Raw genomic sequence first — 13,625 nt, 5'->3', positions numbered from 1 at the left:
TTCAAGTAGTAATTATACCATGCTTAAAAAAAGACGATTATTTTCCAGCTTTAAATAAAAACTCTTTTTCGGCTTTCGTTAAACCGTCATAACCACTTTTACTTATTTTATCAAGTATCAGATCTATTTTCTTCTGATTATTAAATTCGCCGAACTCTTCTTTTGAATACCCCGCTACTTTACTTGACTTGTTCTTATTTTTATAAACGGTTTTTAATGGTGATTTTTTAGATTTTTTAAACCAACCCGCTACTTGATCCATAAGTTTCTCAAAACCTTTGCCAATATCTTTTCCTTGAAGTAGTTGCTTGGCATATAAATAACCTAAAATGGCACCTCCTAAATGCGCTAAATTACCACCAGCATTCCCGTTGATAGGATCGTTTATTCCAGTTATAACTCCCAATACATCAAATGCAACAATAGCCGCACCAATGTACCAAAGTTTGAAATTAAATGTAAAAAACTTTACATCCATACTAGGCATATAAGCACATAGAAATATAAGTAATGCTCGTATTGCTGCCGAAGCACCCACTAATCTTGTTGGCGATTGAAATAAGCTTGGAAACAGATTATAACCTAATAGAAATAAAACACCTCCTGAAATAGCACCTAAAAAATAGATATTCAAGCCCATTTTAGTAGAAAACATGTTAGTAAACATACCACCAATAAAATAGAGCCAAATCATGTTGAAGAAAAAATGCCAAAAATCGTAGTGCACAAAAGCATAGGAAATAACACTCCATGGTTGCATTATAAAGGCATCGAATGTGCTTGGCAGCTCAAGCCAATTTAAATTAAAGGTAAAAAGTAGCGATAGTATTAAACTAATTAGAAAAACACCTAAATTGACAGCTATCAGTTTCTCAAATACATTGAGGTTCTGTAACTTATTGCGTATATCGTTATTTAAGTCTGTCATATTAATCCCATCGGTTTTTATTAAACTGTGTTTTTTTCCAGTACCACATAATTAAGAAACCAGTTAAGGCTCCACCAATGTGTGCGATATATGCTGTATTACTTGGACTGAAAAATGATTGCCCTGTAATAGCAGAAATTAAATCTAATGCTATAATCCCTGGTATAAAATACTTGGCTTTAATAGGAATAGGCAGGAAAATTAACATCAATTTGGATTCTGGATATAACATTCCGTACGCCACTAAAACGCCCATAATGGCACCTGATGCTCCAACCATAGTACTATTAAAAACACCTATAAATTGCTGCATATCGGCAACACCCATTATTTCTTGCCAACCCGTATTATACATACCAGAATTTAAGGTTTGTAGAATTTGTGCCTTATTAGCACCAGCCTCCGTTAATGTGTCGAGTCCTGAATAAAATGTAAAATAGTAATATCCAATCATACAAATGGCAGCACCTAAACCAGATGATATATAAAAAAATAGAAATTTTTTGGCTCCAAAACGTTGCTCTACAGCTGTTCCAAACATAAACAAGGCAAACATATTAAAGAAAATATGCATAAACCCGCCGTGCATAAACATGTGTGTGATAATTTGCCAAGCTTGAAATGTTGCATTTTGTGGAAAATGCAAAGCAAACCAATCGTAAAAAGCACCGTTGGCAATGGTTATTGTACCAATAAACATAATCACGTTTACAATAATTAAATGCTTGACAGTATCGGTAATATTATTCATCATAAGGCTTTACTTATATAAATTTTCTATCTAATTCATCAACGCTTATCGTAATGAATGTCGCTTGATTTACAGGCGAACTATTAGGCTCTTTACAAGCAAATAAGCTATTTACTAAATGCTCTTGCTCCATCAAAGATAAGGATTGTCCTCTTTTTATGGCTAAACTCTTGGCCATAGATTTTGCTAATAAATCTGTAGCACTAAAATGGGAGTCGGGCACTTCATTTTCAATATCACTTATTAATTGTTCCAAAATAACAATTACTTCACTTTCCGGAACACTAATGGGTACACCTGAAATTTCAATATGATCATTATGAAAATTGGCAAAGACAAACCCCGTATGTTCTAGATCTTCTTGAACCTGCTTAATACAATCCATTTCTTGTTGCGATAAAAACACTAAAACAGGAAATAGCAATTGCTGGCTCACACTTTCTTTAATGGTAATATGCTTTAAGAAATTCTCGTACAAAATTCGCTGATGCGCGCGATGTTGATCTATAACCAACATACCCGATTTTATAGTACTAACAATATATTTACTATGAAGCTGATAGGTGGATTGCTTGGTTTCAAAACTAGTATCATCCTTAAACATGTCGCCAGTTTGTTCGTCACTTTCAAAACGCATTTCATTAAAATCCGTATCCGATTTAGTGCCTTTGGACTCCATTCCAACATACAAACCTTCCCAACTTGCAGCCGGTTCTTTTCTGTAGGACGTATTAAAAGAAGCTTTAGATCTGGTTTCTTCCTGAAAAGGATTAAAACCTCTATCTACTTCTATTTTTGGTGTTTGAGCTTGTTTATTTTCAAAATTATAAGGCGTATCGAAATTGGAATCTCTTTCAAAATCTAATACAGGCGCAATACTAAATTGCCCTAAACTATGTTTTACTGCAGCGCGCAAAATAGCGTATAGCGTATGTTCATCATCAAACTTAATTTCGGTTTTTGTAGGATGAATATTAATATCGATGGTTTGTGGATTCACAGTTAAATCTAAAAAATAGCTAGCATGTGTACCATCTTTTAACAATCCATCAAAAGCGGAATTAATAGCGTGATTTAAATAAGCACTCTTTATAAAGCGATTATTTACAAAAAAGAATTGTTCACCACGAGTTTTCTTAGCGTATTCGGGTTTTCCTACAAATCCTGAAACGGTTAAAACTTCAGTCGTTTCATTTACAGGAACTAATTTTTCATTGGTTTTGGCTCCAAATATATTTACAATACGTTGTCTGAAATTACTAGCTGGCAATTGAAATGATTCACTCCCATTATGATACATGGAAAACTGAATGGTTGGGTGTGCCAATGCAACCCGATGAAATTCATCAATTATGTGGCGCAATTCAACCGTATTAGATTTCAAAAAATTTCGACGGGCAGGAATATTAAAAAATAAATTTTTTACAGCAATCGATGTCCCTGTCGGCGTTACAACTACCTCTTGCTCCTTGACCTCACTACCTTCAATGATAATTTGAGTGCCAACATCCTCATGTTCCTGTTTAGTTTTTAGTTCTACATGCGCAATAGCCGCAATACTAGCTAGCGCCTCCCCACGAAAACCTTTGGTATTGAGTTTAAATAAATCGTCAGCAGTTTTAATTTTAGATGTTGCATGGCGCTCAAAACTAAAACGTGCATCCGTAATACTCATTCCAGAACCGTTATCAATAACTTGAACGAGGGTTTTCCCGGCGTCCTTGACAAGTAGTTTAATTACTGACGCTTTGGCGTCAATGGCATTTTCAATAAGTTCTTTTACTACGGAAGCCGGTCGTTGAACAACTTCACCTGCAGCAATTTGATTGGCTACATGATCGGGTAATAACTGAATAATATCTGCCATTAGTTTTTAGAAAAGAAAATGGTTAAATCGAAACCAATAATAAGTAAAAACAAAAATACCAAAACTGCAATAATTATGAGTACACGCCTATTGGCATGATCGTCAGCATTATTTTTATAGTCGTCCCATGCGGTATTTATTTTAGATTTTAGGCCATTGCTAGTTCCAACGGTTGAGCGGAAATCATCAAACTTATGTTTTATTTCATAAGGATTCCCTTCACCTTTATAATAACGTGGTGTATAACTGTATTTTTTATTTTTTCGCTTACCAAAAACTCCCATAACCTTGTATTATTCGTAACGACCTAGTACGTAAATTACTATTATGATAGCAATCAAAAACAAGACCAAAAATAAAGGTGACGTAAGAAAGCTACTTTTCCGCTTTCTAGTACCCTTTAATCCTTCCCATTTTGTCTGAAGGCCATCTTGTTGTTTAACAACAGGATCATCTTGGAATCTTGGTTTGTAACTAAAACTTTTATTCTTTTTAGCCAATGTACTTTACAATTTGTTGCTTTAACTCCAAAAGTACTGAATTTACAAGGAAAAAAGATATCCTTATAGCCAAAAATTGTTAACAATATAAGGCTTGTTGCATTGTGAAGTGATTTCAAAGATTCTATATAAGTATCTTTAAAAAATTGCTGAGTGCTATTTATTTAGATCAGCCATTTTTATAGCAGCAATAGCCGCTTCCGTTCCTTTATTTCCGTGTATACCACCAGAACGATCAATAGATTGCTGCATATTATTATCTGTTAAGACACAAAAAATAACTGGCACATCATGTAGAATATTTAAGTCTTTAATGCCTTGAGCAACGCCTTCACAAACAAAATCGAAATGCTTGGTTTCACCTTGAATAACGCTACCAATAGCAATAACGGCATCTACATTTTGCTGCTGCATTTTTTTACAGCCAAAAATTAATTCATAGCTCCCAGGAACATTCCAACGGGTTATGTTTTCTTTAGCAACATCGTTATCCAATAAGGCGTTTAAAGCGCCATTATACAATCCTTCGGTTATGGTATCATTCCATTCTGAAACAACAATCCCAAACCGAAAATTTTTCGCGTTTGGGAGTGTATTTTTATCGTATTCTGATAAATTTTTATTTTCTGTAGCCATAAATTACTTACTTGCCAAAGCTTCTGCTTTTCCAATAAAGATATCAATATTAGTACCTTCAGAAGACGTTGGATAGTTTTCTTTAATATTTTTAAAATGCTTAAGCGCCACATCTGTTTTACCTAATTCTAAAGCTGTAATACCTGCTTTATATAAAAACATAGGAGATGTAAATTCATTATTACGCATTTTAGCAGCATCTTCATAATAACCTAAAGCATCCTCTTGTTGGTTTAACTGCACGAATGCATCTCCAATACAACCTTTTGCCATAGGTGCTAAAATTTCGTCATTACCTGAAAACTTACCTAAATACGAGATCGCATTTTTGTAATCTTTCATATTTAAGTATGCCATACCTGCATAGTAGTTTGCCATATTAGCAGCAGGAGTTCCACTGTGTTCAGACGAAATATCTAACATACCATATTTTCCTTCACCACCATTTAAGGCTAAACTAAATAAAGAATCTTTTTGAGCTGTCGTATTTACAGCTTGGTCATAATATTTTTGTGCTTGGTACATATCGTTCATAGCTTCCGTTTGCTTTGGTTTCGCTATAAATTCATTGTATCCTAAATAACCTAAAACTACGGCAGCCACAACACCAATGATTATAAAAATGTATTTTTGATTGCCTATAACCCAATCTTCAGTTTTGGACGCTCTTTCATCAAGTGTATTAAAAACTTCAGCCGTTGTTGAATTATCTTCAACATCGTTTTGCTTTTCTTCTTTCGTTTTTGGTTTGTAACCGCGCTTCTTGTAAGTAGCCATATTTTTTATATTAATGCGTCGCAAAAATATCAAATTTCTTTAGATTTGAAAGCCTATTATTTGTTATTTTTCAATAATTTGCACTTCCTTTAAACTAAACCCCTTTTTAAGTTTCTTTTTATATGATTTTGAAATCTTTATCGGTCCTAAATTATAAGAATTTTGACGAACGTAACTTTGTTTTTAATGACAAAATAAACTGCTTTGTCGGCAACAATGGCGTGGGTAAAACCAATGTTCTGGACGCCATTTATCATTTGTCATTTGGGAAAAGTTACTTTAACCCTATTGCCTCTCAAAATATAAAACATGACGAAGCTTTTTTTGTGGTGAGTGGTGAATATTTGAAGGAAGATTCACCAGAAAAAATTGTTGTAAGCATAAAAAGAGGCCAAAAAAAGGTAATTAAGCGCAACGGAAAGATTTATGACAAGTATTCGGATCATATTGGATTTCTGCCATTAGTAATTATTTCGCCAGCCGATCGCGATTTAATTATTGAGGGGAGTGCTACCAGACGAAAATTTATGGATGGTGTTATTTCGCAAAGCGATAAAAAGTATTTAGATGCTTTATTAAAATATAATAAAATTTTAGCGCAACGAAATTCGTTATTAAAGTACTTTGCAGTAAACAATACCTTTAATAAAGACACACTAGAAGTTTACAACACGCAATTAGACCAGTATGGCCATGAAATTCATGATAAACGCCAAGCCTTTCTAGAAGATTTTATCCCCATTTTTAAAGCGCGATACCAAGCTATTAGTAATGGTAACGAGTCTGTAGAGTTAGTTTATGAAAGTGATTTAGCAAATGAGCAATTGGAAACACTTTTAAGGAACGTTATTAATAAGGACAAAGCCATACAATATACAAGTGTTGGGATTCATAAAGATGATTTGATATTTAATATTTCAGAACATCCTATTAAAAAATTTGGAAGTCAAGGTCAACAAAAATCATTTTTAATAGCTTTGAAGCTAGCGCAATTCGATTTTATAAAATCTAAAAGCCACGTAAACCCAATATTGTTATTAGATGATATTTTCGATAAATTAGACGAACAACGCGTTTCACAAATCATTAAATTAGTTGACGATGAAAATTTTGGCCAACTCTTTATTAGTGATACCCATGCCGATCGTACGGAAGCCGTTATAAAACAAGTGCACCAATCCTATGAAATGTTTAAACTTTAAAACAATTACTACCATGATAAAAATGCTTAAAAAATCCGTTTTATTAATTTTAACTAGTATTCTTATAGTAAGTTGTTCTAATAATCCAGAAAAGTATATAGAACATATTGAGGGCTATTGGGAAATTGAACGAGTAACTTTAAAGGATGGCTCCACAAAAGAATATAAATTTAATGATACTATTGATTTTATTAGCATAGAAGACTCACTTCAAGGCGTTAGGAAGAAATTAAAACCAAATTTCATGGGAACTTTTGAAACATCGAATAATGCTGAAACGTTTACCATTAGAATAGAAAACGACAGTTTAAATATTTATTATGAGACAGCTTTTGATTCGTGGAAAGAAACCATTTTGTTAGCAACTAAAGACCAATTAAAAGTGGTTAGTAAAAATGATGCTGTATTTTTGTATAAACGCTACGAACCTTTAAATTTAGACTAATGGCAAAACGTAATAATGAAAATTTAACTATAGCTGATGCGCTTAAAGAGTTTGTTGAAACCAACAGACTAGAACAGGGCTTAAATGTCGTAAACGTTCAAGATGCTTGGAAAGACATGATGGGAAACGGCGTTAATAATTATACGACGGCTATCCAATTAAAAGGTGAAACACTTTATGTTCAATTAAGTTCTAGCGTGCTTCGTGAAGAGTTAAGCTATGGTAAAGAAAAAATAGTTAGCATGTTAAATGAGAATTTGGGCAAACAAATTATAAAAGAGTTAGTGCTGCGCTAATTAAAATGCCCTGACACTAATAAAAACACTTTTTAGTGATAAACAAGTCATTGTGTTATCCAAAAAATATGATATACATTTAGTAAACCAATTCCATATAATGGTTTGATATTGAATAAGAAAAGCCTAAAATATAAAACATTTTAGGCTTTTTAACATAGAAAATATTTTTATTTAAAACATTTCACGACCAGAGAAATGAAAAGCGCCTTCAATAGCAGCATTTTCATCGCTATCACTTCCATGAACTGCATTTTCTCCCATAGAAGTTGCATACAATTTACGGATAGTTCCTTCCGCAGCATCAGCAGGATTAGTAGCACCGATTAAAGTTCTAAAATCCTCAACAGCATTATCTTTTTCTAAAATAGCCGCTACAACTGGACCACGTGTCATGAACTCAACCAACTCACCAAAAAATGGACGCTCGTTATGAACTGCATAAAAAGCTTCAGCATCAGCTTGTGTCATTTGTGTTTTTTTCAATGCCACTATTCTAAAACCTGAAGCATTAATTTTTTCTAAAATTGCGCCAATGTGTCCGTTTTCAACTGAATCTGGCTTAAGCATGGTAAATGTTCTATTTGTTGCCATTCTTTTTTTAAGTTATTTTTATTATAATAAATAACAGAAAACCCTTTAACCTTTAAATTGTTATTCTGCAAATTTTGTGCAAAAGTAATGCATTTCTTAATAAAAACCATATAATCCATTATTAAAAAATCGTATATTCGTTGCCTATGAAAAAAGAAGCGATCCAAGAATTAAAGCAACTGTTACGGTCCCCTAAAAAAATGGTCATTGTTCCGCACAAGAATCCGGATGGAGATGCCATTGGGTCTACTTTAGGCTTATTTCATTATTTAAAAAAGCATCATCAAGACGCTATAGTTATTGCACCTAATGACTATCCTGACTTTTTAAAGTGGATGCCTGGTGAAAATACTATTCTAAAATATGATGCCCAGATGGAAGAAAGTGACCAATTAATTAAAGATGCGGATATCATTTTTACGTTAGATTTTAATGCTTTAAACCGTGCTGGCGACATGGAATCTGCTTTAAAAACCAGTTCCGCTATGAAGATTATGATTGATCATCACCAACAACCTGATGATTACGCAACCTATATGTACTCCGATGTAAGTATGAGTTCTACTTGCGAAATGGTTTATAATTTTATCGATATGCTAGGCGACAAAGCACTCATTGATAAGGATATTGCTACCTGCTTATATACCGGTATTATGACGGATACTGGATCTTTTCGTTTTAAATCTACAACCAGTGAAACACATTTAGTTACTGCCTATTTAATAGATCAAGGCGCGGAACATGATCAAATTCATAATGACGTTATGGATGCTAATAGTTTTGAACGCATGCAACTTTTAGGCTGCGCGCTTACCAATTTAAAGGTTATTCCAGAGTCACGAACAGCTTATATTACCTTATCTCAAGACGAATTAAATAAATATAATTATAAAAAAGGTGATACAGAAGGTTTTGTAAATTATGCATTGTCTTTGCAAAATATTATTTTTGCTGCTATCTTTATCGAAGATAGACAAAGTAATATTATAAAGATATCGTTGCGTTCTAAAGGCGACTTTTCAGTTAATGAATTTGCACGTGCGCATTTTCAAGGCGGAGGTCATACCAATGCTGCCGGAGGTAAAAGTGATTTGAATTTAACTGAAACCGTTGAAAATTTTATTAGTATATTACCCTCGTATAACAAAGCACTAAAGAATGAATAGATTTTTAGTTATATTCCTTTTGCTCATTACTGTTGTTGCTTGTAAGCAACCAGAAGCGCGACGTCCAATATCTGCTAAATCAGGTTCGTTTATCGACCAATCCGTGGAACGCAACATAAAACTAAATAATAGTGAGCGCTCCGCTTTTGAAGCTCTAATAGTTAAAGACTCTACAATAAATTATATAGCTTCCAATAGTGGCTTTTGGTATTATTATAGTACTAAAGTAGCAGACTCTTTAATAACTCCAAGCTTTGGCGATACCGTAATATTTGAGTATAATATTAAAGACATTGCTAACAATACCATATATAATAAGAGCGATTTAAAGCAACAAAACTACGTTATGGATAAGCAAGAGCTGTTTACCGGATTACGAGAGGGCTTAAAATTAATGCGAACAGGAGAAACGGTTACATTTCTATTTCCATCTCAGAAAGCATATGGCTATTATGGAGATGAAAACAAAATAGGCGCTAATGTACCGCTTATTTGTGAAGTTACCATTTTCGATATTCAATCTACAGAACCAAATTAAATACAAATAAACAACCTTTTAAATTTTAAAAATGAACATATTAAAACATACCATGAAATTACTAGCTTTAGCATTATTCGTGAGTTTCACGTCTTGCAGTCAACAATATCCTGATTTAGAGGATGGACTTTACGCCGAATTTGTAACAAATAAAGGCACAATGGTTACCAAATTGTTCTTTAACGAAGTGCCAGTTACTGTTGCCAACTTTGTTTCTTTAGCAGAAGGTACACATCCCGATGTATCTGAAGATTTCAAAGGAAAACGGTATTACGACAGTTTAGCTTTTCACCGCATTATAGATAAATTTATGATCCAAGGTGGCGATCCAACTGGAACCGGTTCAGGGGATCCTGGATACAAATTTACAGATGAATTTCATCCAGATTTAAAACATGATAAGCCAGGGATTTTATCTATGGCAAACTCGGGACCGAATACTAATGGTAGTCAGTTTTTTATTACAGAAGTACCAACACCACATTTAGATAACAAGCACTCTGTTTTTGGAGAAGTGGTTGTAGGATTAGATGTCTTGGAAACTATTTCTAATGTAGAAGTCGATCCAGGAAACAATAAACCTTTAGTACCTGTTGTAATTGAAAAATTAAACATTATTAGAAAAGGAAAAGCTGCTGAAGATTTTAATGCTGCAGAAGTTTATAAAGAAGAATTACCTAAAGTTTTAGAAAAGCAAGAAGCTTTAAAAGAAGCGGCTAAACAAAAACTTAAAGAATCTGCTAGTGAATCTGCTGAAGCTTTTATCACTAAAAACGCAGATTTAGGTACGGTTAAAAAATTAGACACTGGTGTTGTAATGATTATGACAGAAGAAGGGGAAAACACGAAGCCAAGAAGCACTGATAAAGTTTTAATTAGCTATTCAGGTTCATTTGAAGATGGTCGTTTATTCGATACCAACTGGGCAGATGTAGCTAAAGCTAACAATGTTTATAACGAGCAACGTGATACCCAAGGTGGTTATAAGCCATTTGCAATGATTTATAATGAAACAGCTGGATTAGTTCCTGGTTTTAGAGAAGCCATGTTAAATATGAATGTTGGTAACAAAGCAACAGTTTTCATCCCATCGTATTTAGGTTATGGTGAAAATGGCTCTGGTCCTATTCCTCCAAACTCTAACTTAATTTTCGAAGTTAAGATTGAAGGTATTCAAGGTGAATAATTAGCCAACAACACACAAAAAGCCGCGTTTCTAATTTAGAAACGCGGCTTTTTTATTAGTGTCAATTGCTTGTTTTATTCGATTGACGTATTTATTGCTGTTTTGGAATATTCTTTAGAATCTCTAAAACAAACTCCCAGTATTTTTGTGCTGAGGAAATTTGAGCTCGTTCATCTGGAGAATGCGCTCCTTTAATTGTTGGTCCAAAACTAATCATATCCATATTAGGATAATTCTGACCTAAAATACCACATTCTAATCCAGCATGACAAGCAGCAACATGTGCTTTTTCATCATACATATCTGTATAAAGTTTATCTAAAACTTTTAATATTTTCGAATCCATATTCGGTGTCCATCCTGGATATTCACCTTCAAACTCAACTTCGCATCCTGTTAATTCAAAAGACGCACGTAAGCTATTTGCTAAATCCCATTTAGCACTCTCAACAGATGAACGTGTTAAACACGCTATTTCAATTTGGCCATCTTTCATCACCACACGAGCTATATTATTTGACGTCTCAACTAACCCTGGAATATCAGCACTCATTCTATAAACACCATTTACAGCCGCGTATAAAGCACGTGTAACACCTTCCTGAACACCTAAATCCATAATTTTTTCAGGAGTATCTACTTTCCTTACGTCAACTAGTAAGTCTGGCTCCATGGTTTTAAACTCGGTTTGAATTACCTGCGCTAATTCCGCTATTTCCATCACAAAAGCATCTTCATGAATGGAATCTATTGCAATAATGGCATTACTTTCACGTGGAATAGCATTGCGTAAACTTCCACCGTTAATTTCAGAAATTCGCAAACCAAAGTTTTCAAAACCATCAAAAAGTATACGGTTCATAATTTTATTAGCATTGCCTAATCCTTCGTGAATTTGCATACCTGAATGACCACCTTGCAACCCTTTTACTGTAATAGCATAACCGGTTTTAAATTCTGGTGTTTCTTCTTCTTTATAACTTCTTTTAGCAGTAACATCAACACCACCTGCACAACCTACGCCAATTTCGTCATCTTCTTCTGTATCTAAATTTAGAAGAATTTCACCTTTTAGTAAGCCGCCTTCAAGTCCCATTGCACCTGTCATTCCCGTTTCTTCATCGATAGTAAATAAAGCTTCTATTGCTGGATGCTCTATATCTGTACTTTCTAAAATAGCCATAATAGTAGCAACGCCCAAACCGTTATCGGCTCCAAGTGTAGTTCCTCTGGCACGTACCCAATCACCATCCACGTACATATCAATTCCTTGCGTATCAAAATCGAAATCGGTATCATTATTTTTTTGATGCACCATATCTAAATGCGACTGCATCACTATTGGCATTCTATCTTCCATTCCAGAAGTGGCTGGTTTTTTAATTATAACATTCCCAACTTTATCTTCAAGGGTTTCAAGTCCTAATTTATTACCGAAATCTTTCATAAAAGCTATCACACGTTCTTCTTTTTTAGAAGGGCGCGGCACAGCGTTTAAATCGGCAAATTTATTCCATAAGACTTTTGGTTCGAGTTCTCGTATTGCTTCGTTCATAAGTGTGTTTTTAATGTTTCACAAAGGTAATTATAATGTGTAGAGTAATAAAACAATTCCTTATTTTTGAAATATGCATAAAAACACCAAGCTTTATATTGCGCTCGCACTTATTCCACAGATTATTTTATTAAACATCCTAGCACATTTTCCTCACTTTGTAGAAACGGTTTACAGTAACGGTATATATCAATGGTTGTCTAGATTATTTCGCTATGTGTTTGGCTGGTTGCCTTTTTCTTTTGGCGATATTTTTTATGCTGCTGCCATTATATTCATTATTCGTTGGTTTTTAATCAACAGAAAACGGATGATTAAAGACTTCAAAAACTGGCTGATTGATATATTTGCCACGATTTCCATAATCTATTTCGCCTTTCATTTGCTTTGGGCCTTTAATTATTACCGCTTACCGCTTCATGAAAATCTAAATTTAAAAGCAGATTATTCTACGGAAGAATTACTTCAAATTACAGAACAGTTAATTAATGAATCCAATACGCTTCACTTAAAAATCGCTCAAAACGATTCGCTAAAAGTGATACTTCCCTACTCTAAAAAAGAGATTTTAAACATGGCATCATTAGGATACGAACAATTAGAAAAGCAATATCCACATTTGGAATACCATCCACAAAGTATTAAAATGTCACTTTTTAGCTTACCACTTACCTATATGGGATTTAGCGGTTATTTAAATCCATTAACTAATGAAGCACATGTGGATGAATTGATTCCTGCTTATAAATTCCCAACAACGGTTTCTCATGAAATTGCGCATCAACTAGGTTATGCTGCCGAAAATGAAGCAAATTTTATTGGCAGTCTCGCAGCCATGAGTCATGACGATATTTATTTTAAATACTCTGGCTACACCTTCGCTTTGAGACATTGTTTATTGGAAATCCAAAGACGTAATCCAGAACAATATGATGCTTTGCTCACAACTATTAATATAGGGATTTTGAAAAACTACCAGGAGGTTCAAGAATTTTGGAGAAGCTATCAAAATATTTCAGAACCTATTTTTAAAGAAACCTATAACTCTTTTTTAAAAGCCAATAATCAAAAAGGCGGTATGAAAAGTTATAGTTATGTGGTTGCATTATATGTAAACTACTTTTTGGAAAACTAAACGAAATGTTAAAAACGAGTAGTTTCAGCTAGCTCTCCTTACTTATTAC

At 33.8% G+C, this 13,625-nt stretch carries 15 protein-coding genes; 7 read left to right on the top strand and 8 right to left on the bottom strand.

What is annotated here, in order from left to right:
• Nucleotides 1-37: 37 nt before the first annotated feature.
• The 6 genes from BZARG_RS03500 to BZARG_RS03470 all read right to left on the bottom strand — a co-directional run bounded on the left by BZARG_RS03500 (nucleotide 38) and on the right by BZARG_RS03470 (nucleotide 5,459).
• Entirely contained in the window at nucleotides 38-928 is an 891-nt protein-coding gene (locus BZARG_RS03500; RefSeq protein WP_008635466.1) for a rhomboid family protein, read from the bottom strand.
• Nucleotide 929: 1 nt separating this feature from the next.
• A complete protein-coding gene (locus BZARG_RS03495) occupies nucleotides 930-1,679 on the bottom strand; it encodes a rhomboid family intramembrane serine protease (RefSeq protein ID WP_040287976.1) in 750 nt (249 codons plus the stop codon).
• A gap of 13 nt (nucleotides 1,680-1,692) precedes the next feature.
• Nucleotides 1,693-3,546 (bottom strand): DNA mismatch repair endonuclease MutL, encoded by a 1,854-nt coding sequence (gene mutL, locus BZARG_RS03490; RefSeq protein WP_008635542.1) that lies wholly within the window; start codon nucleotides 3,544-3,546, stop codon nucleotides 1,693-1,695.
• Nucleotides 3,546-3,830: a hypothetical protein gene (locus tag BZARG_RS03485; RefSeq protein ID WP_008635668.1), complete on the bottom strand. Its 285-nt coding sequence runs from the start codon at nucleotides 3,828-3,830 to the stop codon at nucleotides 3,546-3,548. Before BZARG_RS03485 ends, mutL begins: the two co-directional genes overlap by 1 nt.
• Nucleotides 3,831-4,202: 372 nt before the next feature.
• Nucleotides 4,203-4,682 carry a 6,7-dimethyl-8-ribityllumazine synthase gene (gene ribH, locus BZARG_RS03475; protein ID WP_008635638.1) on the bottom strand — a complete coding sequence of 160 codons (480 nt, stop codon included), beginning with the start codon at nucleotides 4,680-4,682 and terminating at the stop codon, nucleotides 4,203-4,205.
• Between the two features lie 3 nt (nucleotides 4,683-4,685).
• The gene (locus tag BZARG_RS03470; protein ID WP_008635744.1) at nucleotides 4,686-5,459 is read right to left on the bottom strand and encodes a tetratricopeptide repeat protein; all 774 of its coding nucleotides are present in this window, start codon (nucleotides 5,457-5,459) and stop codon (nucleotides 4,686-4,688) included.
• Nucleotides 5,460-5,581: 122 nt separating this feature from the next.
• Between BZARG_RS03470 and recF the strand changes: the two genes are divergently transcribed.
• From recF to BZARG_RS03455, 3 genes are read left to right on the top strand one after another with little or no spacing between them, the layout of a single operon-like run.
• Complete coding sequence (recF, locus tag BZARG_RS03465; RefSeq protein ID WP_008635411.1) at nucleotides 5,582-6,661, top strand: DNA replication/repair protein RecF; 1,080 nt, start codon at nucleotides 5,582-5,584, stop codon at nucleotides 6,659-6,661.
• A 13-nt stretch (nucleotides 6,662-6,674) separates the two neighbouring features.
• The gene (locus BZARG_RS03460) at nucleotides 6,675-7,106 is read left to right on the top strand and encodes a hypothetical protein (RefSeq protein WP_008635372.1); all 432 of its coding nucleotides are present in this window, start codon (nucleotides 6,675-6,677) and stop codon (nucleotides 7,104-7,106) included.
• Nucleotides 7,106-7,402, top strand: coding sequence for a DUF721 domain-containing protein (locus tag BZARG_RS03455; RefSeq protein ID WP_008635572.1), 297 nt, complete (start codon nucleotides 7,106-7,108; stop codon nucleotides 7,400-7,402). The genes BZARG_RS03460 and BZARG_RS03455 overlap by 1 nt, the downstream gene beginning before the upstream one ends.
• Nucleotides 7,403-7,576: 174 nt before the next feature.
• Here BZARG_RS03455 and BZARG_RS03450 read toward each other — a convergent pair whose 3' ends face one another.
• Complete coding sequence (locus tag BZARG_RS03450; RefSeq protein WP_008635703.1) at nucleotides 7,577-7,996, bottom strand: nucleoside-diphosphate kinase; 420 nt, start codon at nucleotides 7,994-7,996, stop codon at nucleotides 7,577-7,579.
• 146 nt (nucleotides 7,997-8,142) lie between these two features.
• Here BZARG_RS03450 and BZARG_RS03445 point away from each other — a divergent pair, with 146 nt between their 5' ends.
• The 3 genes from BZARG_RS03445 to BZARG_RS03435 are packed head-to-tail and all read left to right on the top strand — an operon-like array spanning nucleotide 8,143 to nucleotide 10,886.
• Nucleotides 8,143-9,162, top strand: a complete 1,020-nt coding sequence (locus BZARG_RS03445) for a DHH family phosphoesterase (RefSeq protein ID WP_008635686.1) — start codon at nucleotides 8,143-8,145, stop codon at nucleotides 9,160-9,162.
• On the top strand, nucleotides 9,155-9,700 hold the full coding sequence (gene gldI / locus BZARG_RS03440; RefSeq protein WP_008635478.1) for a gliding motility-associated peptidyl-prolyl isomerase GldI: 546 nt from the start codon (nucleotides 9,155-9,157) through the stop codon (nucleotides 9,698-9,700). Before BZARG_RS03445 ends, gldI begins: the two co-directional genes overlap by 8 nt.
• A gap of 31 nt (nucleotides 9,701-9,731) precedes the next feature.
• Nucleotides 9,732-10,886: a peptidylprolyl isomerase gene (locus BZARG_RS03435; protein WP_237702573.1), complete on the top strand. Its 1,155-nt coding sequence runs from the start codon at nucleotides 9,732-9,734 to the stop codon at nucleotides 10,884-10,886.
• A gap of 91 nt (nucleotides 10,887-10,977) precedes the next feature.
• On the opposite strand, the gene BZARG_RS03430 is transcribed toward BZARG_RS03435, so the two are convergent.
• Nucleotides 10,978-12,441, bottom strand: a complete 1,464-nt coding sequence (locus tag BZARG_RS03430) for an aminoacyl-histidine dipeptidase (RefSeq protein ID WP_008635350.1) — start codon at nucleotides 12,439-12,441, stop codon at nucleotides 10,978-10,980.
• Between the two features lie 73 nt (nucleotides 12,442-12,514).
• On the opposite strand from BZARG_RS03430, the gene BZARG_RS03425 reads away from it, so the two are divergent.
• On the top strand, nucleotides 12,515-13,576 hold the full coding sequence (locus BZARG_RS03425) for a DUF3810 domain-containing protein (RefSeq protein ID WP_008635591.1): 1,062 nt from the start codon (nucleotides 12,515-12,517) through the stop codon (nucleotides 13,574-13,576).
• Nucleotides 13,577-13,625 lie beyond the last annotated feature (49 nt).

This window comes from Bizionia argentinensis JUB59 (assembly GCF_000224335.1).
GTDB classification, from domain to species: domain Bacteria; phylum Bacteroidota; class Bacteroidia; order Flavobacteriales; family Flavobacteriaceae; genus Algorimicrobium; species Algorimicrobium argentinense.
This window is presented reverse-complemented; position numbering and strand designations above follow the sequence as displayed.

Bases quoted from the DNA above. Each gene is read 5' to 3' on its own strand.
- BZARG_RS03500 (WP_008635466.1), bottom strand. From the start codon at position 928: ATGACAGACTTAAATAACGATATACGCAATAAGTTACAGAACCTCAAT.
- BZARG_RS03495 (WP_040287976.1), bottom strand. From the start codon at position 1,679: ATGAATAATATTACCGATACTGTCAAGCATTTAATTATTGTAAACGTG.
- mutL (WP_008635542.1), bottom strand. From the start codon at position 3,546: ATGGCAGATATTATTCAGTTATTACCCGATCATGTAGCCAATCAAATT.
- BZARG_RS03485 (WP_008635668.1), bottom strand. From the start codon at position 3,830: ATGGGAGTTTTTGGTAAGCGAAAAAATAAAAAATACAGTTATACACCA.
- ribH (WP_008635638.1), bottom strand. From the start codon at position 4,682: ATGGCTACAGAAAATAAAAATTTATCAGAATACGATAAAAATACACTC.
- BZARG_RS03470 (WP_008635744.1), bottom strand. From the start codon at position 5,459: ATGGCTACTTACAAGAAGCGCGGTTACAAACCAAAAACGAAAGAAGAA.
- recF (WP_008635411.1), top strand. From the start codon at position 5,582: ATGATTTTGAAATCTTTATCGGTCCTAAATTATAAGAATTTTGACGAA.
- BZARG_RS03460 (WP_008635372.1), top strand. From the start codon at position 6,675: ATGATAAAAATGCTTAAAAAATCCGTTTTATTAATTTTAACTAGTATT.
- BZARG_RS03455 (WP_008635572.1), top strand. From the start codon at position 7,106: ATGGCAAAACGTAATAATGAAAATTTAACTATAGCTGATGCGCTTAAA.
- BZARG_RS03450 (WP_008635703.1), bottom strand. From the start codon at position 7,996: ATGGCAACAAATAGAACATTTACCATGCTTAAGCCAGATTCAGTTGAA.
- BZARG_RS03445 (WP_008635686.1), top strand. From the start codon at position 8,143: ATGAAAAAAGAAGCGATCCAAGAATTAAAGCAACTGTTACGGTCCCCT.
- gldI (WP_008635478.1), top strand. From the start codon at position 9,155: ATGAATAGATTTTTAGTTATATTCCTTTTGCTCATTACTGTTGTTGCT.
- BZARG_RS03435 (WP_237702573.1), top strand. From the start codon at position 9,732: ATGAACATATTAAAACATACCATGAAATTACTAGCTTTAGCATTATTC.
- BZARG_RS03430 (WP_008635350.1), bottom strand. From the start codon at position 12,441: ATGAACGAAGCAATACGAGAACTCGAACCAAAAGTCTTATGGAATAAA.
- BZARG_RS03425 (WP_008635591.1), top strand. From the start codon at position 12,515: ATGCATAAAAACACCAAGCTTTATATTGCGCTCGCACTTATTCCACAG.